At 73.4% G+C, this 25,812-nt stretch carries 23 protein-coding genes; 14 read left to right on the forward strand and 9 right to left on the reverse strand.

The window, feature by feature from the left end:
- Positions 1-124: 124 nt before the first annotated feature.
- The 5 genes from ACR9ZK_RS10555 to ACR9ZK_RS10575 all read right to left on the reverse strand — a co-directional run bounded on the left by ACR9ZK_RS10555 (position 125) and on the right by ACR9ZK_RS10575 (position 7,419).
- Positions 125-1,735, reverse strand: coding sequence for an MFS transporter (locus tag ACR9ZK_RS10555; protein ID WP_481341860.1), 1,611 nt, complete (start codon positions 1,733-1,735; stop codon positions 125-127).
- Positions 1,732-3,141, reverse strand: coding sequence for a class II fumarate hydratase (locus ACR9ZK_RS10560; protein WP_481341861.1), 1,410 nt, complete (start codon positions 3,139-3,141; stop codon positions 1,732-1,734). Before ACR9ZK_RS10560 ends, ACR9ZK_RS10555 begins: the two co-directional genes overlap by 4 nt.
- Positions 3,142-3,192: 51 nt before the next feature.
- Positions 3,193-4,263, reverse strand: coding sequence for an EamA family transporter RarD (gene rarD / locus ACR9ZK_RS10565; RefSeq protein WP_481341862.1), 1,071 nt, complete (start codon positions 4,261-4,263; stop codon positions 3,193-3,195).
- Positions 4,264-4,348: 85 nt separating this feature from the next.
- Positions 4,349-5,425 carry a 2-oxoacid:ferredoxin oxidoreductase subunit beta gene (locus ACR9ZK_RS10570; protein ID WP_481341863.1) on the reverse strand — a complete coding sequence of 359 codons (1,077 nt, stop codon included), beginning with the start codon at positions 5,423-5,425 and terminating at the stop codon, positions 4,349-4,351.
- Positions 5,422-7,419, reverse strand: a complete 1,998-nt coding sequence (locus tag ACR9ZK_RS10575; RefSeq protein ID WP_481341864.1) for a 2-oxoacid:acceptor oxidoreductase subunit alpha — start codon at positions 7,417-7,419, stop codon at positions 5,422-5,424. Before ACR9ZK_RS10575 ends, ACR9ZK_RS10570 begins: the two co-directional genes overlap by 4 nt.
- A gap of 184 nt (positions 7,420-7,603) precedes the next feature.
- On the opposite strand from ACR9ZK_RS10575, the gene ACR9ZK_RS10580 reads away from it, so the two are divergent.
- The 10 genes from ACR9ZK_RS10580 to ACR9ZK_RS10625 are packed head-to-tail and all read left to right on the forward strand — an operon-like array spanning position 7,604 to position 17,147.
- On the forward strand, positions 7,604-7,963 hold the full coding sequence (locus tag ACR9ZK_RS10580) for an NADH-quinone oxidoreductase subunit A (protein WP_481341866.1): 360 nt from the start codon (positions 7,604-7,606) through the stop codon (positions 7,961-7,963).
- Positions 7,963-8,709 (forward strand): NADH-quinone oxidoreductase subunit B, encoded by a 747-nt coding sequence (locus ACR9ZK_RS10585; protein WP_481341867.1) that lies wholly within the window; start codon positions 7,963-7,965, stop codon positions 8,707-8,709. Before ACR9ZK_RS10580 ends, ACR9ZK_RS10585 begins: the two co-directional genes overlap by 1 nt.
- Positions 8,706-9,230, forward strand: a complete 525-nt coding sequence (locus ACR9ZK_RS10590) for an NADH-quinone oxidoreductase subunit C (protein ID WP_481341868.1) — start codon at positions 8,706-8,708, stop codon at positions 9,228-9,230. The genes ACR9ZK_RS10585 and ACR9ZK_RS10590 overlap by 4 nt, the downstream gene beginning before the upstream one ends.
- Positions 9,227-10,192: an NADH-quinone oxidoreductase subunit NuoH gene (nuoH, locus tag ACR9ZK_RS10595; RefSeq protein ID WP_481341869.1), complete on the forward strand. Its 966-nt coding sequence runs from the start codon at positions 9,227-9,229 to the stop codon at positions 10,190-10,192. Before ACR9ZK_RS10590 ends, nuoH begins: the two co-directional genes overlap by 4 nt.
- Positions 10,193-10,225: 33 nt before the next feature.
- Positions 10,226-11,116: a NuoI/complex I 23 kDa subunit family protein gene (locus ACR9ZK_RS10600; protein ID WP_481341870.1), complete on the forward strand. Its 891-nt coding sequence runs from the start codon at positions 10,226-10,228 to the stop codon at positions 11,114-11,116.
- Positions 11,113-11,682, forward strand: a complete 570-nt coding sequence (locus ACR9ZK_RS10605; protein WP_481341871.1) for an NADH-quinone oxidoreductase subunit J family protein — start codon at positions 11,113-11,115, stop codon at positions 11,680-11,682. Before ACR9ZK_RS10600 ends, ACR9ZK_RS10605 begins: the two co-directional genes overlap by 4 nt.
- Entirely contained in the window at positions 11,679-12,119 is a 441-nt protein-coding gene (nuoK, locus tag ACR9ZK_RS10610) for an NADH-quinone oxidoreductase subunit NuoK (RefSeq protein ID WP_481341872.1), read from the forward strand. The genes ACR9ZK_RS10605 and nuoK overlap by 4 nt, the downstream gene beginning before the upstream one ends.
- Positions 12,116-14,056 (forward strand): NADH-quinone oxidoreductase subunit 5 family protein, encoded by a 1,941-nt coding sequence (locus ACR9ZK_RS10615; protein ID WP_481341873.1) that lies wholly within the window; start codon positions 12,116-12,118, stop codon positions 14,054-14,056. The genes nuoK and ACR9ZK_RS10615 overlap by 4 nt, the downstream gene beginning before the upstream one ends.
- Complete coding sequence (locus ACR9ZK_RS10620) at positions 14,047-15,552, forward strand: complex I subunit 4 family protein (RefSeq protein ID WP_481341874.1); 1,506 nt, start codon at positions 14,047-14,049, stop codon at positions 15,550-15,552. The genes ACR9ZK_RS10615 and ACR9ZK_RS10620 overlap by 10 nt, the downstream gene beginning before the upstream one ends.
- Complete coding sequence (locus ACR9ZK_RS10625) at positions 15,549-17,147, forward strand: proton-conducting transporter transmembrane domain-containing protein (RefSeq protein ID WP_481341875.1); 1,599 nt, start codon at positions 15,549-15,551, stop codon at positions 17,145-17,147. Before ACR9ZK_RS10620 ends, ACR9ZK_RS10625 begins: the two co-directional genes overlap by 4 nt.
- Here ACR9ZK_RS10625 and ACR9ZK_RS10630 read toward each other — a convergent pair.
- Positions 17,107-17,862 (reverse strand): TetR/AcrR family transcriptional regulator, encoded by a 756-nt coding sequence (locus ACR9ZK_RS10630; protein WP_481341876.1) that lies wholly within the window; start codon positions 17,860-17,862, stop codon positions 17,107-17,109. The two genes, ACR9ZK_RS10625 and ACR9ZK_RS10630, sit on opposite strands and share 41 nt — an antisense overlap.
- 58 nt (positions 17,863-17,920) lie before the next feature.
- On the opposite strand from ACR9ZK_RS10630, the gene ACR9ZK_RS10635 reads away from it, so the two are divergent.
- Positions 17,921-18,301 (forward strand): VOC family protein, encoded by a 381-nt coding sequence (locus ACR9ZK_RS10635; RefSeq protein ID WP_481341877.1) that lies wholly within the window; start codon positions 17,921-17,923, stop codon positions 18,299-18,301.
- Positions 18,302-18,332: 31 nt separating this feature from the next.
- Here ACR9ZK_RS10635 and ACR9ZK_RS10640 read toward each other — a convergent pair whose 3' ends face one another.
- Positions 18,333-18,941, reverse strand: coding sequence for a helix-turn-helix domain-containing protein (locus ACR9ZK_RS10640; RefSeq protein WP_481341878.1), 609 nt, complete (start codon positions 18,939-18,941; stop codon positions 18,333-18,335).
- 428 nt (positions 18,942-19,369) lie between these two features.
- Entirely contained in the window at positions 19,370-19,981 is a 612-nt protein-coding gene (locus ACR9ZK_RS10645) for a hypothetical protein (RefSeq protein WP_481341879.1), read from the reverse strand.
- A 187-nt stretch (positions 19,982-20,168) separates the two neighbouring features.
- On the opposite strand from ACR9ZK_RS10645, the gene htpX reads away from it, so the two are divergent.
- Genes htpX through ACR9ZK_RS10660 form a run of 3 tightly spaced genes read left to right on the forward strand, consistent with a single transcriptional unit; the run spans position 20,169 to position 24,123 of the window.
- The gene (htpX, locus tag ACR9ZK_RS10650) at positions 20,169-21,044 is read left to right on the forward strand and encodes a zinc metalloprotease HtpX (RefSeq protein WP_481341880.1); all 876 of its coding nucleotides are present in this window, start codon (positions 20,169-20,171) and stop codon (positions 21,042-21,044) included.
- A gap of 50 nt (positions 21,045-21,094) precedes the next feature.
- The gene (gene pepN / locus ACR9ZK_RS10655) at positions 21,095-23,593 is read left to right on the forward strand and encodes an aminopeptidase N (RefSeq protein ID WP_481341881.1); all 2,499 of its coding nucleotides are present in this window, start codon (positions 21,095-21,097) and stop codon (positions 23,591-23,593) included.
- Positions 23,590-24,123, forward strand: coding sequence for a GNAT family N-acetyltransferase (locus tag ACR9ZK_RS10660; protein ID WP_481341882.1), 534 nt, complete (start codon positions 23,590-23,592; stop codon positions 24,121-24,123). Before pepN ends, ACR9ZK_RS10660 begins: the two co-directional genes overlap by 4 nt.
- Before the next feature lie 12 nt (positions 24,124-24,135).
- Here ACR9ZK_RS10660 and ACR9ZK_RS10665 read toward each other — a convergent pair whose 3' ends face one another.
- Positions 24,136-25,656, reverse strand: coding sequence for an SDR family NAD(P)-dependent oxidoreductase (locus ACR9ZK_RS10665; RefSeq protein ID WP_481341883.1), 1,521 nt, complete (start codon positions 25,654-25,656; stop codon positions 24,136-24,138).
- Positions 25,657-25,812: the final 156 nt, after the last annotated feature.

The raw sequence follows: 25,812 nt of genomic DNA on the forward strand, positions 1-25,812 counted from the left end.
TCCGTCGTCGGCAGCGTCAGATGTGTATAAGAGACAGCTCCGGGGCGGTGGGGGGTCGGTGTGTATACGTCAGTGCTCAGTCTGAGTGAGCAGTGACGTAGCGCCCGGGGTCGAACGGGGTGGCCTAGTGGACGCGGGCCACCCCGGCGTCGTCCGCGCGCTCGGTGCTGGTGCCGGGGCAGCCCTGCGTGCCCGAGCACGACCAACCGGCTGGGGTGAGGTGCGCCGCGCGCGCCGTGTGCGTCGTCGCGGGTCCCGCCGTCACCGGCTCCGCCGCCTTCTCCGGCGTCTCCACCCGCGTCACGGGCGACGCGGGTTCGGCCGCGTCCGCCAGCCCTGTGTCGTCGGCGATGAGCAACCACGAGACGGCGCCACCGGCCACGAGCAGCACCGCACACACGAGCATCGCGGAGTGGTAGCCGGAGGAGAACACCTCGGGTCGTGCGTAGTCCGCACCCGCGAGCCCGACGGCCGCGGGCAGCGCCGCGACCGCGAGGAGGCTGCCGGCGCGCGCCACGGCGTTGTTGACGCCGCTCGCGACGCCGGCGAACCGGTCCGGGGCGGCGGCGAGCACCGTCGCCGTGAGCGGCGCGACGAGCAGCACCAGCCCGACGCCGAAGACGGTGACGCCGGGAAGCACCCCGGTCCAGTAGGACGAGGACGCGTCGACGCCGGCGAGCAGCAGCGTGCCGACCCCGCACAGGACGGGACCGACGGTCATCGGCAGCCGCGGACCGATGCGCGCCGCCAGCTCACCGCCGCGCGCCGCGAACAGCAACATGAGGACCGTGATGGGCAGCGAGGCCGTGCCCGCCGGCAGCGGCCCCCACCCGAGCACCGTCTGCAGCTGCAGGGTGAGGAAGAAGAAGACCGCGCCCAGCGCCGCGTAGACGAGCAGCGTCATGCCGTTGGCCGCGCTGAACTGCCGCGACGCGAACAGCGACGGAGGCACCATCGGGTGGCGGGTGCGCCGCTCGACGACGACGAAGGCGGCCGCCAGCGCGAGACCGACGGCGGCGACCCCCGCCGTGCCGCCGGCACCGAGGGAGTCGTGCTCGATGAGCGCGTAGGTCGTGACGCCGAGGGCGAGCGTCGCGAGAAGCGCCCCGGTGACGTCGAAGGTGTGGTCGGCCTCGGCGTCCCGGGTCTCGGGGACGGCAGCGAGGGCGATCCACACGGTCAGGACGCCGAGCGGCACGTTGAGCAGGAACGCCCACCGCCAGCTCGCGTACTCGACGAGCCATCCGCCGACGAACGGGCCGACGGCCGCGGCGATGCCACCCAGCCCGGACCACGCGCCGATGGCCTTCGCGCGGTCGTCGTGCCGGAACGTCGACTGGATCATCGCCAGGCTGCCCGGGGTGAGCAGGGCGCCACCGACGCCCTGGAGGACCCGCGCTGCGATGAGCTGGCCGGGGGACTGGGCCAGGCCGCAGGCCGCGGAGGCCAGCGTGAACCACACGACTCCGACGACGAAGACGCGACGGCGGCCGTAACGGTCACCGAGGGAGCCACCGAGCAGGATCAGGGACGCGAGCGCCAGGAGGTAGCCGTTCGAGATCCATTGCAGCGCAGCGAGGTCGGCGGACAGGTCGTGCCCGATGCGCACGAGTGCGACGTTGACGACCGTGCCGTCGAGCATGGCCATGCCCGACCCGAGGACCGCCGCGGTGACGACGAGCCGTCCCGTCCGGGTCCCGAGCGTCAGGCCGCCTGCCGGAGCGTCGGTGGTCACGACCGGCTCGGCGGACGGGTCATCGCCAGCACGTCGAGGGCGTCGTCGAGCTGCTCCTCGGTCAGCTTTCCGTCCGCGACATGGCCCTGGTCGATGACGACGTCGCGGATCGTCCGCCGCTCGCGCACCGCCTGCTTGACCACGGCCGCCGCAGCCTCGTAGCCGATGTACCGGTTGAGCGGCGTGACGACCGACGGCGAGCCCTCGGCCAGCGCGCGGGCGTGCTCCACCTCGGCCGTGATGCCCTCGACGCAGCGGTCGGCGAGCAGCCGCGCGGTCGAGGCGAGCAGGGTCAGCGACTCGAGGACGTTCTTGGCCAGGACCGGCAGCATGACGTTGAGCTCGAAGTTGCCGGCCGCGCCCGCGGTGGTCACGGTGACGTCGTTGCCGATGACCTGCGCGCACACCATGAGGGTCGCCTCGGGCACGACGGGATTGACCTTGCCCGGCATGATGCTGGACCCGGGCTGCAGGTCGGGCAGGTGGATCTCCCCGAGGCCGGTTCGGGGGCCGGAGGACATCCACCGCAGGTCGTTGCAGATCTTCGTCAGGCCCACGGCCACGACCTTGAGGGCACCCGACAGCTCGACGACGGCGTCCTGGGTCGACTGGGCCTCGAAGTGGTTCTCGGCCTCGCGGAACTCGATCCCGGTGTCGGCCGACACCCGCTCGATGACCGCCGCCGCGAAACCCGGCGCGGCGTTGATGCCGGTCCCGGCGGCGGTGCCACCCAGGGGCAGCTCCGCGGTCGCGCGGGCCGCGTGCCGGACGCGTTCGGCGCCGAGCTCGACCTGCCGGCGGTACCCGCCGAACTCCTGGCCGAGGGTCACGGGGACGGCGTCCATGAGGTGCGTGCGTCCGGGCTTGACGACGTCGGCGAACTCGGCCTCCTTGTCGCCGAGCGCCGTGGCGAGGTGCTCGAGGGCCGGGACCAGGTCGGTCAGGGCGGCCTCGGTGGCGGCGATCCGCAGGGCGCTGGGGAAGGTGTCGTTGCTCGACTGGCCGGCGTTGACGTGGTCGTTGGGATGCACGCCGAGTCCCGAGGACAGGTGGGCCAGGCGCGCGACGACCTCGTTGACGTTCATGTTCGTCGAGGTGCCCGAACCGGTCTGGAAGACGTCGACCGGGAACTGGTCGTCGTGCTCGCCCCGGGCGACCTCGTCGGCGGCAGCTGCGACGGCCCGGGCCATCGGTGCCTCGAGGACGCCGAGGTCCGCGTTCACCCGCGCCGCCGCGGCCTTGAGCCGGGCGAGGGCGTGCACGACGCCCGACGGGACCGGTTGGCCGCTCACCGGGAAGTTCTCGACGGCCCGGGCCGTCTGGGCACCCCACAGGGCATCGGCGGGCACCTGGACCTCGCCCATCGAGTCGTGCTCGGTCCGGTACGCCTGGCTCGCGTCAGTCATGCCCCCCATCATGCGCGCCCGGCCCGGGCCGTGGCGCGGCAACGGGGTCGGTCAGCGGGGGCAGTCGTCGGCCGGCACCGGACGCGGCTCGCGAGCCTGCCCCCGACCGCCGGCGTCCGTCGCCTCCGTCGCCTCCGTGGCCTGCACGCCCTCGGGAGCCTCCCTACCGTCCCCGGCCCGGGTGGCCCGGGTCGCGCGTCGCGTGGCCCGGACGCTGAGCAGGGAGTCGGTCGTCAGGAGCAGCAGGGCCACCCAGACGATGCCGAAGCCCACCCACCGCTCGGCCGGCAGGTGCTCGCCGAGCAGGAGCACGGCGCAGAGCAGCTGCATGACCGGGGTGATGAACTGGATGAGGCCGATCGTCACGAGGGGGACGCGCCGGGCCGCGGCGGCGAAGCACAGCAGCGGAACTGCCGTGACGACACCGGACAGCACGAGCAGGGTCGTGTGGACGGCACCGTGGTGGCCGAACGCGAGGCCGCCGTGGCCCGCGACGAGCCCGAGCGTCACCGCGGCGATGGGCGCGAGCACGACCGTCTCGACGGTGAGCCCGTGCAGGGCCTCCAGGCTCGCCCCGAGCTTCTTCTTCGTCAGCCCGTAGAGGGAGAACGAGCCGGCCAGGGCCAAGGCGACCCACGGCACGTGTCCGCCCGCGACACCGAGGAACACGGCGGCCGCGACGCCGATGCCGACGGCCGCCCACTGGAGCGCCCGCAGCCGCTCCCGGAGCACGACCACCCCGAGCGCGACCGTGACGAGCGGGTTGAGGAAGTAGCCGAGGGCCGCCTCGCTCGTGTTGCCGGCCACGACGGCGGCCACGTACACGACCCAGTTGACGGCGATGAGCACCGCGGCCACCGCGAGCCCGACGAGCAGCCGGGGCCGACGCAGCAGCGGAGCGACCCAGCCGACGTCGCGGCGGGCGAGCAGGACGAGCGCGCAGACCAGCAGGGTCCACAGGATGCGGTGGGCGAGGATCTCCCAGGCGCCTGCGGGGCGCAGCGCGTCGAAGTAGAGCGGGAACAGTCCCCAGAGGCCGTACGCCGCGAACCCGAGGACGGTGCCCCGGCCGGTCTCGCCCTCGGGAGAGCCGAGCGCGAGCCCACCTGCGCGGGCCGCCACGGGCCGTCGCGCAGAAAGACCCCCAGACGGAAGCCCGGACGGGCGCGACCTCACGGCCGGCCCGGCGACGCGGCGTGCAGCGACCTCACGCGGTCGTGGGCTCGCCCACGGTCCACGTGTCGCGGCCGGCGAGGAGGGCGTCGATGTCGGCGTCGGTGACCGGCGTCGTGCGGGCCGAGGCGACCTGCTCGCGCAGCCGGTCGTCGTAGGTCGGGCGCGAGACGTTGCGGAAGACTCCCATCGGCACGTGGCCGAGGTCGGGGGAGTCGAGGCGCGAAAGGGCGAAGGCACCCGACGGGTCGGTGGCTCCGGCGTCGTGGACGACGACCCGCGCGGGGTCCGCCTCGGCGCGCGGCACGACCGACAGCGAGCCGCGGTCGTCGCGCACGACGACGGTTTCGGCGGTGCCGACCTCTTGCCCGTCGACGAGGTGCAGGATGCGAGCCGCGGCCTCGGTGCGGTCCTTGAGGACGTCGAAGACGCCGTCGTTGAAGATCGGGCAGTTCTGGTAGATCTCGACGAACGCCGACCCGCGGTGCTCGGCCGCCGCGCGCAGCACCGCCGTCAGGTGCTGGCGGTCGGAGTCCATGGTTCGGGCGACGAAGCTCGCCTCGGCGCCGAGCGCGAGCGACACCGGGTTGAACGGGGTGTCGAGCGAGCCGAGCGGCGTCGACTTGGTCACCTGGCCGACCTGCGACGTCGGCGAGTACTGGCCCTTCGTCAGCCCGTAGATCTCGTTGTTGAACAGCAGGATCTTGAGGTTGACGTTGCGGCGCAGCGCGTGGATGAGATGGTTGCCACCGATCGACAGGGCGTCGCCGTCACCGGTGACGACCCATACCGAGAGGTCCTCGCGCGTGGCGGCCAGGCCCGTGGCGATGGCGGGGGCGCGGCCGTGGATCGAGTGCATGCCGTACGTGTCGAGGTAGTACGGGAAGCGCGAGCTGCACCCGATGCCGGAGACGAAGACGATGTTCTCGCGGCGCAGCCCGAGCTCGGGCAGGAAGCCCTGCACGGCGGCGAGGATCGCGTAGTCGCCGCACCCCGGGCACCAGCGCACCTCCTGGTCGGAGGTGAAGTCCTTCTTCGTCAGGGCCTCACCCTCGCCGAGGCGCGGGACGCCGGTGGTGCCGAGGGCAGGCATGCCGAGGTCGATGCTCACTTCGCAGTCTCCTTCACGCGTGCGTCGGTGCCGTGGGCCGTGCCGTTCCCGTGGGCGTCAGGGGTGGCGGCGCCCACGGCACCGGCCGCACCGGCACCGGCGGGGGCGCCCGCGCCGGCGGCGGGGCGCGTCGACGCGGAGGCCGCGGCCACGACGTCGGCCAGCTCGCGGGCCTGGAACGGCAGGCCCCGCACCGACGTGTGCGACTCGACGTCGACGAGGTACTTCGCGCGCAGCAGCAGGGCTAGCTGGCCGAGGTTCATCTCGGGGACGATGACGCGGTCGTAGCCGCGCAGCACCTCGCCGGTGTTGGCGGGGAACGGGTTGAGGTGACGCAGGTGGGCCTGGGCGACCCGGGCGCCCCGCGCACGGGCCTCGCGCACGCCGGCGGCGATCGGGCCGTACGTCGAGCCCCAGCCGAGGACGAGGACGTCCGCGTCGCCGGACGGGTCGTCGACCTCGAGCGGCGCGACGGTGTCGGCGATCCCGTCGATCTTGGCCTGGCGCAGGCGCGTCATGTGGTCGTGGTTGTCGGGGTCGTAGGAGATGTTGCCCGTGACGTCGGCCTTCTCGATGCCGCCCACGCGGTGCTCGAGGCCCGGCGTTCCCGGCACGGCCCACGGCCGCGCGAGCGTCTCGGGGTCGCGCAGGTACGGATGGAAGACGGGGGCGCCCGCGGCGTCGGTGGCGTTGGGCTCGGTGGCGTGCTCGACGGTGAGGTCGGGCAGCTCGGCCGTCCGCGGCAGGCGCCACGGCTCGGACCCGTTGGCGAGGTAGCCGTCGGACAGGACGATGACGGGGGTGCGGTACGTCGTGGCGATGCGGACGGCCTCGAGGGCGACGTCGAAGCAGTCCGCGGGCGTGGCGGGGGCGACGACGGCCACCGGGGACTCGCCGTTGCGCCCGAACATCGCCTGGAGCAGGTCGGCCTGCTCGGTCTTGGTCGGCAGGCCGGTCGAGGGCCCACCGCGCTGGATGTCGCAGATGACGAGCGGCAGCTCGAGCGAGACCGCGAGGCCGATGGTCTCGGCCTTGAGCGCCAGGCCCGGGCCGGAGGTGGTCGTGACGCCGAGCGCGCCACCGAAGCTCGCCCCGAGCGCCGCGCCGACGCCGGCGATCTCGTCCTCGGCCTGCATCGTCGCGACGCCGTAGCGCTTGAGACCGGCGAGGGTGTGCAGGATGTCGGAGGCGGGCGTGATCGGGTAGGAGCCGAGGAAGAGCGGCAGGCCGGCGCGGTGGGCTGCCGCGACGAGACCGAGCGACAGCGCGACGTTGCCGGTGACGTTGCGGTACGTGCCGGCGCGCATCCGGGCCGGGGCGACCTCGTAGGCGACGGCGAAGTCCTCGGTCGTCTCGCCGTAGTTGAACCCGGCGTGCAGCGCGGCGAGGTTCGCCTCGAGGATCTCCGGCTTGTCGGCGAACTTGCCCTTGAGGAACGCCTCGGTGCCGTCCATCGGCCGCGTGTAGAGCCAGGACAGCAGACCGAGGGCGAACATGTTCTTGGCCCGCTCCTTCTCCTTGCGGGTCAGGTCGGTGAAGGACGCGAGCGCCTCGACCGTGATCGAGGTCAGGGCCACCGGGTGCACGTGCCACGAGGCGAGGGAGCCGTCCTCGAGCGGGTTCTGCGTGTAGCCGACCTTCGACAGGTTGCGCTTCGAGAACTCGTCGGTGTTGACGATGAGGGTGGCGCCGCGCGGCAGGTCGCGCAGGTTGGCCTTGAGGGCCGCCGGGTTCATCGCCACGAGGACGTCCGGCGCGTCGCCCGGTGTCAGGACGGTGTGGTCGGCGAAGTGCAGCTGGAAGCTGGACACGCCGGGCAGCGTGCCCTGGGGTGCGCGGATCTCGGCGGGGAAGTTCGGCAACGTCGACAGGTCGTTGCCGAGCAGCGCGGTCTGTGACGTGAAGCGGTCACCGGTCAGCTGCATGCCGTCGCCGGAGTCCCCGGCGAACCGTATGACCACGCGGTCGAGCTGCTGGACCTTCTTGGTGCTCATGCTCTGCGACGTCCTCGAACTTCCTACGATCCACGGCCCGGGGCAGCGCGCGGCGGGCTTCTTCCATGCTATGTCGCACACGGGCGCAGTTTGTGCAGGTGCCAGAACGTGGACCCGCCCAATCGGGCCGAGGCGCGCACCCGCACCGTGCCGCTCGACTGCCGGCATGGATAGGCTGGCCGACATGTCCGGGTACGTGGCCGTCGCAGCGGTGCTCGCCGCCGGCGTCGTCCTCGTGACCGCCGCGATGCTGGCCCGCCGGCTCCTCGCCCCGCGCGCCCCGCTGGCGGCCAAGCTGACGACGTACGAGTCCGGCGTCGACCCGGTCGGCGAGGGCTGGGCCCAGACCAAGGTGCGCTACTTCGTCTTCAGCTTCCTCTACGTCGTCTTCGCCGTCGACGCCATCTACCTGTTCCCGTGGGCGCTCGTGCTGCGCGACGCGTCGATCGGCCGGGCGAGCCTCGTCGAGATGGGCGTCTTCATCGGCGTCATCGTCCTCGGTCTCGCGCACGCCGCCCGCCGCGGCCTCCTGAGGTGGGTGTGATGGCGGCCCGCGAGCCGGGAGGTCCCGTGGACCTGCCGATGCCGACCGTCCCGTCGGCGCAGGCCCCGGTGCAGATGGGCGTGCTGGGCGCGTACGCGCCGCGTCCGGTCAAGGTCGTCCTCAACTGGGGCCGGCGCTACTCCCTGTGGGTCTTCAACTTCGGGCTGGCCTGCTGCGCCATCGAGTTCATCGCTGCGTCGATGGGACGGCACGACTTCATCCGGCTCGGCGTCATCCCCTTCGCGCCCGGTCCGCGGCAGGCCGACCTCATGGTCGTGTCCGGCACCGTCACCGACAAGATGGCCCCGGCCATCCGCCGCCTCTACGACCAGATGCCCGAGCCGAAGTACGTCATCTCCTTCGGTGCCTGCTCCAACTCGGGCGGCCCGTACTGGGACTCCTACTCGGTCACCAAGGGCGTCGACCAGGTGGTGCCCGTCGACGTCTACGTGCCGGGGTGCCCACCGCGCCCGGAGGCTCTGCTGCACGGCATCATCCGCCTCCAGGAGCAGATCGCCGACGAGCGCCTCTCGGCCCAGCGCATCCGCGGCCGGTACGCCGGCAACCGCGTCGCCAGCGCCGGTGACGTCCGCCGACCGCTGCTGTCGCGCCCGCGTCGCCGGGGGCCCGGCGCGTCCGGTCGCGGCCCGTCCGGCGCCGGCGCACCCGCCACCCCCCGCACGTCCGGCACGTCCGGCACGTCCGGTACGTCCGGTACGGGTGGGACGACGGGGGCCGGCCGATGATCACCGCAGACCCGCGCGACGTCCCGGTCGACGACTGGGCCGGCGCGGTCCTCGAGCTGCGCGAGCAGGGCTACCGGTACTTCGACTGGCTGACCGCCGTCGACGAGACCGACCGCGACGACGCACCCGGCTTCGACGTCGTGTGCCACCTGCTCGACCCGTCGAGGCCCGGCGCGGCCACCGGCGTCCTCGTGCGCACCCGCGCGCCCGAGGGACGTGCCGTCCCCTCGCTGACACCGGTCTTCGCGGGCGCCGCGTGGCACGAGCGCGAGACCCACGAGATGTTCGGCATCGACTTCGACGGCTTCGACGACGGCACCGGGCTCGGGCTGCGCCCGCTCCTGCTGCCCGAGGGCTTCGAGGGCACGCCGCTGCGCAAGTCGTTCGTGCTGGCGGCCCGCGCGTCCAAGCCGTGGCCGGGTGCCAAGGAGCCGGGGGAGGGCCACGACAGCGCCCGCGCCCCCGGTCGCCGCCGCGTGCAGGCACCGGGCGTGCCCGGACCCGAGTGGGGTCCGCGATGACGCTCGCCCCCTGGCTCGAGGTCGTGCTGCGTGCCGTCGCCGTGCTCGTCGCCTTCCTCGTGCTGCCGCTCCTCGTCGGCCAGACCGAGCACAAGGTCATGGCACACATGCAGGGCCGGCTCGGGCCGATGTACGCCGGCGGGTTCCACGGCTGGGCCCAGCTGGTCGCCGACGGCGTCAAGTTCGTCCAGAAGGAGGACGTCACGCCGGCGCGCGCCGACCGGTGGGTGTTCCGCCTCGCGCCGTTCGTCGCGCTCGTGCCCTATCTCGTCGCGCTGGCCGTCGTACCGCTGTCGCCGGACGTCGTCGGGGCCGACGTCGAGGCCAGCGTCGTGCTCGTCCTCGCGGCCGTCGGCGTCGGCGTCGTCGGCACGCTCATGGCCGGCTGGGCCTCGGCCAACAAGTACTCGCTGCTCGGCGCGATGCGTGCGGCCGCGCAGCTCGTCTCCTACGAGCTGCCGCTCGTGCTGTCGGTCGCGTCGGTCGCGCTCGCGGCCGGCACACTCTCGGTCGTCGGCATCGCCGAGGCGTGGTCGCCGTGGTGGCTGCTCTGGCAGCTGCCGGGCATGGTCGTCTTCCTCGTCGCTGCGCTCGCCGAGCTGCAGCGCCCGCCGTTCGACATGCCGGTCGCCGACTCCGAGATCGTCTTCGGGGCCTTCACCGAGTACACCGGCCTGCGGTTCGCCTTCTTCCTGCTCGCCGAGTACGCCGGCATCGTCGTCTTCTCGCTGCTGTTCGCCGTGCTGTTCCTCGGCGGCTGGGCCGGCCCGCTCGAGGGGCCTCTCGGCTGGCTGTGGACCCTGCTCAAGGGCTTCCTCGTCGCCGTCGTCGTCATCTGGCTGCGGGTCTCGTGGCCGCGGATGCGGGAGGACCAGCTGCAGCGGCTGGCCTGGGTGTGGCTCGTGCCGCTGTCACTGCTCCAGCTGGCGCTGACCGCCGTCGGCGTGGTGATGGTCCGATGAGGGCCCCGACCCGACCCGAGGGGGTGACCCGCCGTGGGTGACGGCATCGTCCCCGGCCTCGTCAGGGGCCTCGCGCAGACGGCCCGCACGATGACCCGCCGGAGTCACACGGTCGAGTATCCCGACGTCGCGCCGGCGCTGCCCCCGCGCTCGCGGGGCGTCATCGCGCTGACCGAGGAGAACTGCACGTCGTGCATGCTCTGCGCGCGCGAGTGCCCCGACTGGTGCATCTACATCGACTCCCACAAGGAGGAGGTCCCGCCGACGACGCCCGGTGGCAGGGCCCGGCAGCGCAACGTCCTCGACCGGTTCGCCATCGACTTCTCGCTGTGCATGTACTGCGGCATCTGCATCGAGGCCTGCCCGTTCGACGCGCTGCACTGGAGCCCCGAGTTCGAGTACGCCGAGCTCGACATCCGCGACCTGCTCCACGAGAAGGACCGCCTCGGCGCGTGGATGGCCACCGTCCCGCCTCCGCCCGCGCTCGACCCCGGCAGCGCCGAGCCCGCCGAGGTCGCGGCGTCCTCACGCCCGGCCCGCGGGGCGCGCGGCGCGGGAGCCGCGGGCGCCGCCGGCGCCGCGGGTCCCGGCGATCGCGCCGGCGCTGCGCGCGCAGGCGCGGCGACGCGTCCGACGCGGGTCCGGCCCGCGCGCGACACCACGCCCGGGGCCGACGCGCCGGGCACCGTCGCGCCGACCCGTCGGATGCCGGCCGTCGGCACTGCCGGCAGCGCCGGGAGCGCCGGCACCGACGACGCCGTGGACGCCGTGGACGCCGCGGCGACCGCGTCCCGCAGCGGCGACGAGACGCAGGTGCTGCCGACCTCCTCGACGCCCGAGACGCCGTCGGGCACGGGCGACGAGACGCAGGTGCTGCCGACGCCCTCGACGCCGGAGGCCCCCGACGAGGAGGGCCGCGCGTGACGACCCGCGACATCGTGTTCGCCGCCGTCGGCGCGATCACGGGCCTCACGGCGCTGCTCGCCGTCACGACGCGTCACGTGGTGCACGCGGCCCTGTGGCTGCTGGTGTCGCTCGGCTCGCTCGCCGGGTGCTACCTCGTGCTCGGCCAGGAGCTCGTCGGGCTCGTGCAGCTGCTCGTCTACGTGGGCGCGGTCGTCGTCCTCGTGCTCTTCGCGCTCATGCTGACCCGGGCGCCGATCGGTCCGCACGCCGAGATCGACACCCCGGCCTGGCAGCGCGTGGTCGGCGCCCTCCTCGGGGCGGCCACGGCGGTCCTGCTCGGGGCGCTGCTCCTGCCGCTCTTCTCCGGGGCCACCGCCTCGCTCGACGACGCGCCCTCGGCGACCCCGCGCATCGCCCAGGCCGTGTTCGGCACGTGGGTGTGGCCGTTCGAGCTGCTGTCGGTGCTGCTGCTCGTGGCACTCGTCGGAGCCTTCGCGGTGTCGCGCCTCGTGCTCGAGCGCGGACGCGTCGACGCGGTCGCCGCCCAGCGCGCGCGTCGCCCGGGGTCGGGGGCCGCCTCGTGATCCACCTCGAGCTGCCCGTCCTCCTCGTCGCCCTGCTCGCGGGCGCCGGCGTCTTCGGCATCCTCGCCCGGCGCAACGCCGTGCTCGTGCTCATCGGCGTCGAGCTCGTCCTCAACGCGGCGAACCTCCTTCTCGTGACGGCTGGTTCGCGTTCGGGGTCCCCGCTCGCGGCAGGCGCCGTGCTGACGCTCTTCGTCATCACCATCGCGGCGGCCGAGGTCGTCGTCGCGCTCGCCATCGTGCTCGTGCTCTTCCGCACGACGGGCCACGTCGACCTGACGCACGTGCCCGACCTCGACGACGGACCGGAGCCCGACGACCTGGAGGACGGCGCCGACGAGCCGTACGCATCGGCCGGGACCGGCGCGCGCGGCGCCTCCGATGCGCACGGCCTGGCCGGCGAGCCCGCTGCGGCGGGGCCGGAGGTGCGGTCATGAGCTGGGTCGTGCGGATGATCGTCGTCGTCCCGGCGCTCGCCGCCCTGGCCGGTCTGCTCGTGCACCGGCAGCGTCGGGTGTCGGGCGGCGTCGCGGTCGGCGCGTCGACCCTCGTCGCGGTCCTCGCGCTGCTCCAGTGGGTCGCCCCGACGCGCACCGCCGACATCGGCACCTTCGGTGCGCTGCCCCTCGGTGACCTCGCCGCGCCCCTGCACCTGCTGTCCGACCGGGTCTCGGGCCTCGTGTCCTTCGTCGTGGCGCTCGTCGTCCTCGGCATCCAGGTGTTCACGGTCTGGTACCTCGGCGACGACCCGCGCTACGGGCGCTTCGCCGCGTCGGTGTCGTTGTTCGCCGCCGGGATGCTCCTCGTCGTCCAGGCCTCCGACCTCGTCCTGATGCTCGTCGGCTGGGAGGTCATGGGCTGGTGCTCGTGGCTGCTCATCGGCCACGACAGCGAGCGGCCGGCGGCCCGGCGCGCCGCCTACAAGGCGTTCCTCGTGACGCGGGTCGCCGACATCGGCATGGTCGTGGGGATCGTCGCCCTCTCGGTCCGGGCCCGCAGCACCGACCTGCTCGCCGTGATCTCCGCGACCGGCCACACCACCGCGCTGACCGTCGGCCTCGTCGGCGTGGCCGTCGGGGTCGCCGGCAAGTCCGGCCTCGTCCCGTTCCACGACTGGCTGCCCGACGCCATGGAGGGCCCGACGCCGGCCTCGGCCCTCATCCACGCCGCGACGATGGTCGCGGCCGGCACGTACGTCATCGCAAGGCTCTTCTCCCTCTACGCCGGACACGAGGGCGCGCGGACCCTGCTCGCGGTCCTCGCGGCGGTGACGATGGTCTACGCCGCCCTGCTCGCCCTCGTGCAGACCGACCTCAAGCGGATGCTCGCCTACTCGACCCTCAGCCAGGTCGCCATCATGCTCTCGGCGCTGGCCGCCGCACCGCACGACCTCGGTCCCGGGGCCGGCCTGTCGCACCTGATGGGACACGCGTTCTTCAAGGCGCTGCTCTTCCTCGCGGCCGGGTGGCTGGCGGTGCTGGCCGGTGCAACCGCCCTCGTCACGCTCCGCGGTCGGCTGCGCGGCACCGGCGCGCTGCGGTGGTCGACCGGCATCGGCCTCGCCGCGCTCGCCGGGGTGCCGCCCCTCGTCGGCTTCGTCAGCAAGGACACCGTCATCGACGCCGCACTCGAGGGGGAGGGTGTCGGCGCGACGATCGTCGTCGTCGCCCTCTTCGTCACTGTCGTGCTCACCGCCGCGTACTGCACCCGCGCCTGGCTGCTGCTCGACACCCCGGTGGCCGGTGCCGTCGCCGGACCGGCACCCCTCCCCGACATCGTCGAGGCCGCCCACCCCGCTGCGACGCCCGACGCCGTGGTCGCCGAGGAGGACGTCGCCGTCGTCACGACCGCCGACAGCGCGGACGACGCGGAGGTCGAGCGGGTCCACGCCCACGGGCACAGGGCGATCACCCTGCCCGCTGCCATCGTCGTGTCGGCGCTCGCAGCGCTGACCGTCCTCGGCGCCCTCCTGCTCACCGGGATGCGTGGTGGCGTCCACATCGGTCTGCTCAGTGCCCTGCTGTCGGTCCTCCTCGTCGTCGGGGCGGCCTTCGCGGTGTGGTCGCTGAGCGACCGGGGTCGCGTCGACGTCGCCGACCACGTCCCGGCGCGCCTGCGCGAGAACGCGGTTCGCGGCTTCGGCGTCGACACGGCCTACGTCGCCTTCGGCCGGATGGTCACGGCGGCCGCACGTCTCGTCGTGGCCCTCGACCGCGACGTCGTCGACGCCTACCCGCGTGCCACCGCCGTCGTCGTCCGTGGCGTCGGGCGCCTCGGTGACCGCGCCCACCGGGGCGTGCCGTCGGGTGCCCTCGTCGCCGTGCTCGTCGGTGCCGTCTCGGTGGCCGTCCTGGGGGTGGCCGCGTGGCGCTGACGCTGATGCTGCTCGTGCCGCTGCTCGCGGCCATCGCCCTCGTCGCGATCCCGGGCGAGTCGCGAGCCGAACGGGGCATCGCCCTCGGCGCCTCGGTCGTCACCGCGGTCCTCGCCGTGGTCGTCGTCGCCACCCGCGCCGAGGTCGACGCGCCGTGGATCCGGTCCCTCGGTGTGCGATGGCACTTCGGCGTCGACGGCGTCTCGGCGGCGCTCGTGCTGCTGACCGCCCTGCTGACGGTGGGCCTCGTCGCGCACGCGCTCTCGGGTCCGATCCCCAAGGGAGGCAGCGGCTCGACGTTCCTCGGGTGCATCCTCCTCGTCGAGACCGGCGCGCTCGGCACGTTCCTGGCCCGCGACGCCATCCTCTTCTTCATCGCCTTCGAGGTCGTCCTCGTGCCGATGTGGGTGCTCATCCGTCGGTTCGGCGACGACCACGTGCCCGACGAGGCCCGGGCCGACGCGGCCGGCCGGTTCGTGCTGTTCACCGTCCTCGGCTCGACGCTGATGCTGATCGGCATCCTCCTGCTCGCGCACCACCAGGGCACGTCCGACCTCGCGGTCCTCGCCGCCCGGCACGGCGCCGGGCTGGCCCGGCCGCTCGAGGTCGCCGTGGCCGCCGTCCTCCTCGTCGGGCTCGGCATCAAGGTGCCGCTCTGGCCGCTGCACACGTGGCTCCCGTCGGCGCACACCATCGCGCCCACCGCAGGGTCGGTGCTGCTCGCCGCCGTCCTGCTCAAGATGGGGACCTACGGCATCGTGCGCCTCGTCGTCGCCACCGTGCCGGCCGGCGTCGCCGCGCTCGCGCCCGTGCTCGCCCTCCTCGGCGTCGTCGGCATCCTCTGGGGAGGCCTCGCCTGCCTCGTCGAACGCGACCTCAAGCGCCTCATCGCCTACAGCTCGGTGGCGCACATGGGCTTCGTCGCCCTCGCCCTCGCCTCCGGCAGCGAGACCGGGTTGCAGGCCGCCCTCTTCGGCAACATCGCGCACGGCGTCGTCTCGGCGCTGCTGTTCGTCGTCGTCGGCGAGCTCAAGGAGCGCTGGGGCTCCGCCGACCTGCGGGTGGCCCGGGCGGCCCTGCGCGACAACGCTCCTCGCCTCGGTGGCGCCCTCGTCCTCGGTCTCGCCGGGGCGCTCGGGCTGCCCGGGCTCATCAGCTTCTGGGGCGAGTTCCTCGCGCTGTACGCGACGTGGTCACCCGCCGACGGCCGGCCCGTCGCCCTGCTCCGGGTCTGCGTCGTGCTCGGCGCCGTCGGCCTGGCGCTCGCGGCCGCCTACTCGTTGCGGGTGGCCCGCATCGTCTGGGCCGGTGAGGGCAGCGACGCGGCGACCGGTTCTGCGGCGGTCGCCGTCGCCGACGCCCAGGGCATCCGGTGGGCCGTCATGGTGACGCTCGTCGTGGTCATCGTCGTGCTCGGTGTCGCGCCGCACCTGCTCCTGTCGCTGTCCGCCGCCGCGGCCGGCGGGCTGCTCACCGGTACGGGGGTGGCGCCGTGAAGGGGCTGAGCCTCGACCTCGCCGTCCTCCTGCCGGCGCTCGTCCCGCTGGGCTGCGCGCTGCTCGTGCTCGTCGCCGACCTGGTCGTGCCGACGCTGCGGCGGCTGCCCTGGGGCGTGGCGGCCCTCGCGTCCGTGGGGACGGCCCTGGCGACGGTGCCCGGCCTCGCGAGCGGCGACACCCGGACGACCCTGTGCCTGGCGCCGCCGTCCGGCTCGGCGCTGCCCACGGTCGAGGGACTGCCTGCGTCGTGCTTCTGGGAGGCCGACGCCCTGACCGGCGCGCTCCAGATCGCGGCGGGGGCTGCCGCCCTCCTCTGCGTCCTGCTGTCGTGGCCGCGTCGTGGCCGGAGGCCCGGATCGTCCGCGCCGTCCCGGTCGTCCGCGCCCGAGCCGGCCTCCGAACCGGTGCAGGTCGTGCTCCTGCTCGCCGCCCTGGCCGCCACGGTCGTCGTGGCGGCCAGCCGCGACGTCGGCACGTGGCTGGTCGCCCTCGAGCTCGCGACCCTGCCGGTCGTCGTCCTCGTCGCGCTGTCCGGGCGGCGCTCGGCCGTCGCCGGGGCGACCCAGCTGCTCGTCACGTCGCTCGTGTCGTTCGCCCTGCTCACCCTCGGTGTCGCGCTCTGGTATGCGGCCACCGGCAGCCCCTTCCTGACCCCCGACGCCGCGCTGTCCACGGGCGGCGCGTTCCAGGCCGCCCCGGGCTCCCCGACGTCGGTGGTCTTCCCCTCGGTGTCGGCCGGGGTCGTCTCCCTGGCGACCGTCCTCGTGCTGGCCGGGGTGGGCTTCAAGCTCTCGCTCGTGCCGTTCCACGCGTGGACCCCCACCGCCTACGCCGGCGCACCGCTGCCGATCGCGACGTTCCTGGCGACCGTGTCGAAGATCGCCGCGCTCGCCGCCCTGCTCGTCGTCCTGCGGGCGGTCTCGGTGCTCGGCACGCCCGCTCTGTCGTCGATCGCCCTGCTCGCCGCGCTGAGCATGACCGTCGGCAACGTCCTGGCGCTGCGGCAGGACGACGTCGTGCGCCTCCTGGCCTGGTCGACGGTCGCCCAGGCGGGCTGGGTGATCCTGCCGCTCGTGAGCATCTCGGCCCTCGGGGTCGGGGCGAGCGCGACCTACCTGCTCACCTACGTCGCCGCGACGCTCGTCGCCTTCGCGGTCGTGGCCGTGACCGCCCGCGAGCGGCCCGCCGACGGCCGTGTCCTCGCCGGGTACGAAGGCCTGTGGCGCCGCAGCCCGTGGCGTGCCGGGGCGCTCGCCCTCGCGCTCACGTCGCTGGCGGGACTGCCACCGGGCGTCATCGGCCTCGTCGGCAAGGTCGTGGCCCTGCGACCGGTCGTCGCCGAGGGATGGGTGTGGCTCGCCGCCATCGCGGCGGCCAACGCCGTGCTCGGCGTGGCCGTGTACCTGCGCTGGCTGCGACCGGTCGTGTCCTCTCCGGACACGTCGGGAGCGCTGGCGGCGGCGGACCCGCCGGGCTCGGCGTCGGGGCCTCGCCGTGGCGGCGGGGTGGCCGTGGCCGGGCTGGTTCTCGCGGCGGCCGTGCTCGTCGTCGTCAGCGTCCAGCCGGACGTCCTGCTGCGCCTGCTCGGCTGACCCGGGCCTCGACGCCGTCGAGGATGACCTGGAGTCCGAAGTGGTGGGCCCGCACCGCGTCGCGGGCCGCGCCCTGCTCGGTGCCGGCGGCGGTGCCGACCCGCGAGGCGAGCGGGTAGCGACCGGCGACGTCGAGCTCGGCCAGCCGGGACCCCTCCCGCTCCCACCACTGCTCGGGTGACTCCCGGGCCCGCTCCAGACCGGCCTGTCGAAGCGCGCGAGCACTGGCCCGGACGTGGTCGAGGACGAGCGTGAGGACGGCGTCACGGGTGACGTCGTCGAGCGGCAGCGGCGCGACGGCACCGAGCTCACGCTCGTACTTGCCGAGCGTGCCCGGACCCAGCACCTCACGCTCGCTCTCCCACTCCGCCAGCCATGGATGCTGCTCGAGCAGGGTGAGGTTCTCGGCGGCCACCTGCTCCAGCCGCTCGCGCCACGGTCCCTCGCTGGGTCGCGCGGCCATGCTGCGCCGGCACTCGTCGACCATGAGGGCGAGGAGCTCCTCACGGGTCGCCACGTGCGAGTAGAGGGACATGACCGACACTCCCACCTCCCTGGCGACCTCGCGCAGTCCGAAGCCGAGGGTGCCGACCCGGTCGGCCACCGCGATCCCGGCGCCCACGATCTCGTCGACCGACGCGCGGGGGCGTCGACCGGGACCGGGCCTCGTCGGTTCGCGCTCCCGCCGCCACAGCAGGTCGACCAGGGTCGGCATGCGCCCTCCTCAAAGTTATGTACACTGTACGCATATTGTCACGACGGAAGGGGCCGCCATGCATCTGCTCGACTCTGCCATCTCGCTCAACGTTCCCGACCCGGAGGCGTCGGCCGCGTTCCTGCAGGAGCACCTCGGCTTCGACGTGGCGATGGCGGACGACGGCTTCGTCTCGTTGCGCCATCCCGACGGCGGGCCGAACGTCGTCCTGCTGCGCACGGGGCTTGAATCGTTCAAGCCGGTAGACCGCGCGGGTTCCGCGGGCGAAGGACTGCTGCTCGCGTTCGTCGTCGAGTCCGTCGACGTCGAGTTCGAGCGGATGGTGGCGGCGGGCGTACCGGTCGTCACGGCGCCCGAGACCGAGCCCTGGGGCGAGCGGTACTGCCAGGTCGCCGACCCCAACGGTCTGACGATCCAGCTCGTCGAGTGGGTGTCCTGAGGCGCCGGGGATCCCGGCAGCGCCAGGTGCCTCATGATCGGTGGCGCACGGAGTGCCGCCGGTCGGGCTCGCACTGGCAGGCGCAGTCGGGTAGGCAGAGCTCCTCGAAGCAGGCGTCGACGCACACGCACTCGACCTCGACGTGGGGACCCTCCCGTTCGACGACCGCCGCGCGCCCCAGGGCGAGGCGCTCCAACCGCTCGCGGCGTAGGCCGGCCGCCGTCGGATGGTCCGGCTGGGTACCCCGACGGTCCCGCAGCTCGAGGCGCCGCCCGCGCAGGGTGTACCAGCCCTTGGCCGGAGGCTTGCCCTTGCGGGGGTTGGCACCGCGGTGACCCGGCATGTCGTCGGGCCCGGCGACGTCGAGGTGGCTCGGGAAGTGGCGCTCTGCGTGGTCGCGCAACACGTCCCGCGGCACGGGTGGTACCGGCCGGTTCTGTGCGTCGACGACCAGGAGCCGCAGCCCGGCCACGTCGAGGATCCGCGACAGCGTCCCGACGTCGAGGCGCCTCTCGCCGGACTCGATGCGACCGACCGCGGAGGAGGACAGGCCGGTGCGGGCGGCCAGCTCGCGCTGGCTGAGGTCGGCGAGGCGGCGCACGCGGCGCACGTACGCGGCGCCGTCGAAGGCGTCGTCCATCGTGGCCTCCTGCTGCGGTCCGTGGCGCCCACCGTCTCAGGTGAGCACCGGCGACGGGCATCGCCGTCCCCAGCGCGGGCTGCGAAGGGTCGAACGGGTCGCCGCCGTCCACAGGGGGCTGTGCCCCCACCGCCTCACCACCTGCCCCGGTTTTCGGGGCAGGTGTTGAGGGTGCTGGTGGGTGGAGGGTGGCTCCTTGCTGCTGCTCCGGTTGTCGGGGCAGGTGGTGAGGATGCTGGTGGGTGGCGGGTGGCTCCTTGCTGCTGCCCCGGTTGTCGGGGCAGGTGGTGAGGGTGCTGGTGGGTGGCGGGTGGCTCCTTGCTGCTGCCCCGGTTGTCGGGGCAGGTGGTGAGGGTGCTGTGGGACGTCGGTTCGGGGCAGCGGACGACCCCGCTGCCCGGGGGGCGGCGGGGTCGGTCGATGGGTGGTCAGCTCCGGGCGAGCGCCTCGGTGCGCGCTGCCGTGGCGGGCGCCGCGACCTGCGTGACGCGCTTGGCGTGCCGCAGGCCCAGGATGCTGAGGACCAGGAGCAGGCCGGCGCCGACGTAGGCCACGACCGCCGCGATCCCGGCCACCGCGCCCATGGTGCCGAAGGCGTACGCGTTGAGCAGCAGGCCGCGCAGGGTATTGCCCATGAAGAGCGTCTGGCGAAGCTGCCCCAGCTCGGCGACCTTGGCCTGGTCGGCGCTGGCGTCCTTGGACAGCTTCATGAACTCGCCGGAGACCTGCTCGTAGGTCCGGTTGTCCGAGGCCGCGTTCATGTGGACGAGGATGTAGTGGTCGGCGAAGGCCTTGGCCTGCTCGCCGGTCGTCATCTTCGTCCGGCCGTCGGCCCAGGGGGTGAGCGCGGCCTTGTCGGCGGGGGACATCTCGGCGATGGCTGCGGCCGCCGGCATCGTGATGTCCTGCTGGTTCAGCTGCTGCGTGACCTGGTCGCCGATGAAGCCGCTCGCGTAGGTCATCAGCCCTCCGGCGACGAGAAGGACGGCGGCCACGATGAGGCCGGTCCACGAGATGAGCCTGTCGAGCGTCTTGCGCATGATGCGCCTCCTGGTGTGAGGATCGGGGTGGTTTCCCCGGGTCGGTTCCTGACACTGCAAAACTACTACATCGGGTAGTACTACTCGTGTAGTTGAGTCTTCATCCGGATGTGGTTCCCGTCACCATCGCTCCCAGCCAACGCCCAGCCGGAGGGAACCGCGTCCGTCGGTCGAGCGTTGACCGGACATGCACAACCACTTCAACGGGCTCAAGACCGCCGCGCTCTTCGGTGGCATCTGGGCCCTGTTGCTCGGGATCGGCGCGCTCGTCGGCGGAGGTCGCTACCTCTGGCTCTTCGCCCTCATCGGCGTCGGGACGACGTTCTACGGCTACTGGAACTCCGACAAGCTCGCGATCCGGGCCATGCACGCCTACCCGGTCTCCGAGGCCCAGGCGCCGGCGATGTACCGCATCGTGCGCGAGCTGTCGACGCGCGCCGGCAAGCCGATGCCGCGCCTGTACATCTCGCCCACCCAGGCGCCGAACGCCTTCGCCACCGGCCGCAACCCGAGGAACGCGGCCGTGTGCTGCACCGAGGGCATCCTGCAGCTGCTCGACGAGCGGGAGCTGCGCGGCGTCCTGGGCCATGAGCTGATGCACGTCTACAACCGCGACATCCTCACCAGCTCGGTCGCGGCGGCGATCGCCGGCGTCATCACCTCCATCGGCCAGATGCTCATGTTCACCAGCATGTTCGGCGGTGGCAGCAACGAGGACGACCGGCCCAACCCGTTCGCGCTGCTCGTCATGAGCCTGCTCGCCCCGTTCGCGGCCGTCCTGATCCAGATGGCCATCAGCCGCACCCGGGAGTTCGACGCCGACGAGGACGGTGCCAGCCTCACCGGTGACCCGCTCGCCCTCGCGTCGGCGCTGCGCAAGCTCGAGTCCGGTGTCGCCCGTGCGCCCCTGCCCCCGCAGCAGGACATCGTCAACGCCAGCCACATGATGATCGCCAACCCGTTCCGGGCCCAGGACGTCACGCGCTTCCTGTCGACGCACCCGCCGATGGACCGCCGCATCGCCCGGCTCGAGCAGATGGCCGGCGGTCCGGTCCAGCACTGAGGTCGCAACGCCCGCGACGCCCGGGCCGCCGATCTGGCAGGCTCGCCCCCATGCGCAGTCTCACCCTGGCCGAAGCCCGCGAGCGATCCTCGCGCCTCACCGTCACCTCGTACTCGGTCGACCTCGACCTCGACCAGGGGCCGGAGGTGTTCGGCTCGCGCTCGACGGTGCGCTTCACGTGCGCGACGCCGGGGGAGGGCTCGTGGGTCGACGTCAAGGCGCGCTCCGTCGAATCGGTGACCCTCAACGGAGCCCCGCTCGACCCGGCCGGCGTCGTCGACGGGCGCCTCGCGCTGAGCGGCCTCGCCACCGAGAACGAGCTCGTCGTCGTCGCGACGATGGACTACAGCCACGACGGCCAGGGCCTGCACCGGGCCACCGACCCCGCCGACGGGCAGGACTACGTCTACGGGCACCTCTTCCTCGACGCCGCCCCGAGCGTGTACGCCTGCTTCGACCAGCCCGACCTCAAGGCGCCCTACGACGTCACGGTCCGCGCCCCCCGCGACTGGGTCGTCATCGGCAACGGGGCCGCCGAGCAGATCGAGCCCGGCCGGTGGGTCCTCGGCACGACGAGACCGCTCGCCACGTACTTCGTCACGGTCTGCGCCGGGCCGTACACGTCCGTGCGCGCCGAGCACGACGGCATCCCGCTCGGCCTGCACGCGCGGGCCTCGCTCAAGGAGCCCCTCGAGCGGCACGCCCCCGAGATCCTCGACGTGACGCGTCGGTCGTTCGACTACTTCCACGGGCTGTTCGGCATCCGGTACCCGTTCGGCGAGTACCACCAGGTGTTCGTGCCCGAGTTCAACGCCGGCGCCATGGAGAACCCCGGCTGCGTCACCTTCCGCGACCAGTACCTCTACCGCGGCGCCGCCACCCGCGACGAGCTGCTCACGCGGGCCAACACCGTGAGCCACGAGATGTCGCACATGTGGTTCGGCGACCTCGTGACGATGCAGTGGTGGGACGACCTCTGGCTCAACGAGTCCTTCGCCGAGTACATGTCCCACCGGTGCCTCGTCGACGCCACCGAGTACACCGACGCCTGGGTCGACTCCTCGATCGTGCGCAAGGTGTGGGGCTACGGCGCGGAGCGCTCGCCCTCCACCCACCCGGTGGCCGGCGTGGAGGCCCTCGACGCGCAGAGCGCCCTGCAGAACTTCGACGGGATCTCCTACGCCAAGGGCGCCGCCGCGCTGCGCCAGCTCATCGCCTACGTCGGTGACGACGCCTTCATCGCCGGCGTCCGCTCGTACCTGCGCGACACCGCATACGGCAACGGCACGCTCACCGACTTCCTCGGCGCCATCGAGCGCGCGGGCGGCAAGGACCTCGCCGCCTGGTCGCGCGGCTGGCTGCTCACCGCCGACCGCGACACGCTCTCCGTCGACCTCGAGGAGCGCGCCGGTCTCATCCGGAGCGCCGTCGTCGTCCGCGAGACGCCGGCCACCCACCCGGCCGACCGGCCGCACGCCTTCGACGTCGCCGGCTGGACCGACGGGCGCGAGGTCGGCCGGGTGACGACGACCGTCACGACCGACCGGACGCCGCTCGAGGCCCTCGTGGGTGCGCCCGTCCCGGCGGTCCTCGTGCCCAACGCGTCGGACCTGACGTGGGCGCGGGTGCGCCTACCGGACGCGACGGTCGCCGCGCTGCCGGCGCAGCTCGCCCAGGTGCCGGACGCCCAGGCCCGGGCGGTCGTCTGGTCGGCGCTCGTCGACGGCGTGCACGGCGCGGCGGTCTCGCCCGATGCGTTCCTCGACGTCTTCGACGCCGCCTGGCCGCACGAGACGAACTCCTCGATCCTGACCCGTACGGCGGGCTACGCCGAGCACCGCGTCGTGCCGTTCTTCGTGCCACGCTCTGGCCAGGAGGCCGCGCTCGGGCGCCTCGCAGCGGCCGCGTCGACGCTGCTGGACCGGGCCCCCACCGGGTCGACCGAGTCGCTCGCCGCGGCACGCCTGCTCGCCGGCACGAGCGACGACGAGGCGCTCCTGCGGGCGTGGGCCGACGGCAACCAGCTGCCGGAGGGACTGTCCGACGACGGCGACTTCCGGTGGATCGTCGTCCGCAACCTCGCCGCGCGCGGCCTGCTCGACGCGGCCGGCGTCGACGTCTTCCGGGCCAAGGACGACACGCTCCAGGGCGGGCTCAACGCGCTGATGTGCCGTGCCTCCCTGCCGGCGCCGGACGACAAGGCGTGGGCCTGGGAGCAGCTGACGGGGCGGCACGGGCGGTCCAACTACGAGATGGTGCACCTGGCCCGCGGGTTCTGGGTCGCACCCGAGGACGCGCTCGTCGCCGACTACGTGCCGCGGTACTTCGCCGACGTCCCGGCGATGGCCGGCTGGGTCGGCGAGGACGCCCTGTCGCGGGTCGTCCTCGTGGCCTTCCCGAAGGTCTTCACCGACGACACCGCCCGTCTGAGCGCCGAGGCCCTCGACCGGCACGACCTGACCCCCGCCGTCCGGCGCTCCCTCGTCGACGCCGACGCCGAGCTGCGGGAGGCCCTGGAGTCGCGGGCCACCTTCGGCGCCGTGGCGTGACGCCGGGGCCGCCGCCCGAGTGGGTCGTCGAGCTGGGCGATGTCGGTTCCGAGGACTCCCTTGCCCTCCTGCGTGCGTACTACGTCGAGGTCAGCGACCGGTGGTACCGGCTCAGGGAGGGCCGCGACTCGACCCCGGAGGAGCTGGAGACCGGCTTCTGCCGGATGCGCAGCGACGACCTCGCTCCGCCGACGGGCCGGTTCCTCCTCGCCCGACGTGCAGAGGACCCGAGCGTCGTCGGTGGTTGCGTCGGCGTCCGCCGGCTTCGCGACGCCTCCGGTGTCCGGGTCGCCGAGCTGCGTCGGCTCTACGTCCGGCCCGAGCACCGCGGAGCGGGCCTGGGCACCAGCCTGCTGCTGTGCGCCGAGGAGGTGGCCCGGGTCTGGGGGGTCCGGTCGATCCGCCTCGACACGCGCCTGGACCTCGTGGAGGCCCGCGCCCTCTACACCCGCCACGGCTATGCCGAGGTGCCCTGCTTCACCGTCGACGACCCCTACGCCGAGGTCTGGTACGCCAAGCGGCTGCACTGAGCGCCGGGCGGCTCACCAGGGGCTGGGCCGGTAGTCCTTGACGAAGCAGCCGTAGAGGTCCTCGCCGGCCTCGCCGCGCACGATCGGGTCGTAGACGCGGGCCGCGCCGTCCACGAGGTCGAGCGGGGCGTGCCAGCCCTCGGCCGCGATGCGCAGCTTCTCGTCGTGCGGCCGCTCGTCGGTGATCCAGCCGGTGTCGACGGCCGTCATGAGGATCCGGTCGGTCTCGAACATCTCCCCGGCGCTCGTGCGGGTCAGCATGTTGAGCGCGGCCTTGGCCATGTTGGTGTGCGGGTGCCCGGGGCCCTTGTAGCGCCGCGAGAACTGGCCCTCCATCGCCGACACGTTGACGACATAGGCCCGCCGCGCCCCGGCGGCGACCGCGGCCCGCATGGCCGGGCGCAGCCGCGAGACGAGGATGAACGGCGCCGTCGAGTTGCACAGCTGCACCTCGAGCAGCTCGAGCGGGTCGACCTCCTCGACCTTCTGGGTCCACGAGTTCGTGCGCTGCAGGTCCGGCAGCAGCCCACCGGCGTCGACCGCGGTCCCGGCCCGGTGCGCCTCGAGGCTGGCGTGGCCGGCGCTCAGCGCGAGCGCGGTCATCGAGGCGGCGGTCTGGGCGGCAAGAGCGTGCTCGACCGACTCGCCGTCGTGGTGGGCGACGGCGTGACCCCTGAGCGCTCCGGCGATGGAGGCCGGGTGCGCCTCGCTGACCCGGTCGAACGTCACCATCTCCGGCAGGGCGACGGCGTCGGGCAGCGGCGCCGCCTCCAGCTCCACGAGCTTGCTGTAGGCGCCGGGGGAGCGGCGCACGGTCTGCGCCGCGTTGTTGACGAGGATGTCGAGCGGGCCGGCCGCCGAGACCTCGTCGGCGAGGGCGACGACCTGCGTCGGGTCACGCAGGTCGATGCCGACGATCTTGAGCCGGTGGATCCACTCGGCCGAGTCCTCCATCGAGGAGAACCGGCGCATCGCGTCCTTGGGGAAGCGCGTCGTGATCGTCGTGTGCGCGCCGTCACGCAGCAGCCGCAGCGCGATGTACATGCCGATCTTGGCCCGGCCGCCGGTGAGAAGGGCGCGCTTGCCGGTCAGGTCGGTGCGCTGGTCGCGCTTGGCGTGGCTGAAGGCGGCGCACTCGGGGCAGAGCCAGTGGTAGAAGGCATCGACGAGCGTGTAGTCGCGCTTGCAGACGTAGCAGCCCCGCGGGTTGACGAGCTCACCGGCGTACGCGCCGGTGGCGGTGGACACCAACGGGATTCCCTTGGTCTCGTCGTCGATCCGCATCGGCGAGCCGGTGGCCGTCGACTCGATGACCTGACGGTCGGCCTTGCGCTCGGCCCAGGTCTTGGCGTTGCGGCGGTCCTTCTTCAGGCGCTTGTACATCAGCGACGCGGCGCGCTTGAGGGTCTCGAAGTCGGGGTCGTCGAGGTCGAGCGAGGGGGCGAGGGCGAGGACCCGCACCGCGGTGGCGACGTCCTCGGGGTCGAGGCGCACGACGGCGGCGGGGTCGAGCTCGGTCTCGGTCTGGCTCACCGCGCAAGGGTACGCGGTCCCGGCGGCGGCCCGGGGAGCGTCGGGCCTGTCTCTTATACACATCTCCGAGCCCCCGAGACGGAGCTACATCTGGGGTGGGGGGTTTGTTGTTGAGGAGAGGGGGGGGGGGGGGGGGGGGGGGGGGGGGGGGGGGGG

It is taken from the genome of Monashia sp. HAY1-5C, assembly GCF_056755255.1.

Bases quoted from the DNA above. Each gene is read 5' to 3' on its own strand.
- ACR9ZK_RS10560 (WP_481341861.1), bottom strand. From the start codon at position 3,141: ATGACTGACGCGAGCCAGGCGTACCGGACCGAGCACGACTCGATGGGC.
- ACR9ZK_RS10575 (WP_481341864.1), bottom strand. From the start codon at position 7,419: ATGAGCACCAAGAAGGTCCAGCAGCTCGACCGCGTGGTCATACGGTTC.
- ACR9ZK_RS10580 (WP_481341866.1), top strand. From the start codon at position 7,604: ATGTCCGGGTACGTGGCCGTCGCAGCGGTGCTCGCCGCCGGCGTCGTC.
- ACR9ZK_RS10585 (WP_481341867.1), top strand. From the start codon at position 7,963: ATGGCGGCCCGCGAGCCGGGAGGTCCCGTGGACCTGCCGATGCCGACC.
- ACR9ZK_RS10590 (WP_481341868.1), top strand. From the start codon at position 8,706: ATGATCACCGCAGACCCGCGCGACGTCCCGGTCGACGACTGGGCCGGC.
- nuoH (WP_481341869.1), top strand. From the start codon at position 9,227: ATGACGCTCGCCCCCTGGCTCGAGGTCGTGCTGCGTGCCGTCGCCGTG.
- ACR9ZK_RS10615 (WP_481341873.1), top strand. From the start codon at position 12,116: ATGAGCTGGGTCGTGCGGATGATCGTCGTCGTCCCGGCGCTCGCCGCC.
- ACR9ZK_RS10630 (WP_481341876.1), bottom strand. From the start codon at position 17,862: ATGCCGACCCTGGTCGACCTGCTGTGGCGGCGGGAGCGCGAACCGACG.
- ACR9ZK_RS10635 (WP_481341877.1), top strand. From the start codon at position 17,921: ATGCATCTGCTCGACTCTGCCATCTCGCTCAACGTTCCCGACCCGGAG.
- ACR9ZK_RS10640 (WP_481341878.1), bottom strand. From the start codon at position 18,941: ATGGACGACGCCTTCGACGGCGCCGCGTACGTGCGCCGCGTGCGCCGC.
- ACR9ZK_RS10645 (WP_481341879.1), bottom strand. From the start codon at position 19,981: ATGCGCAAGACGCTCGACAGGCTCATCTCGTGGACCGGCCTCATCGTG.
- htpX (WP_481341880.1), top strand. From the start codon at position 20,169: ATGCACAACCACTTCAACGGGCTCAAGACCGCCGCGCTCTTCGGTGGC.
- pepN (WP_481341881.1), top strand. From the start codon at position 21,095: ATGCGCAGTCTCACCCTGGCCGAAGCCCGCGAGCGATCCTCGCGCCTC.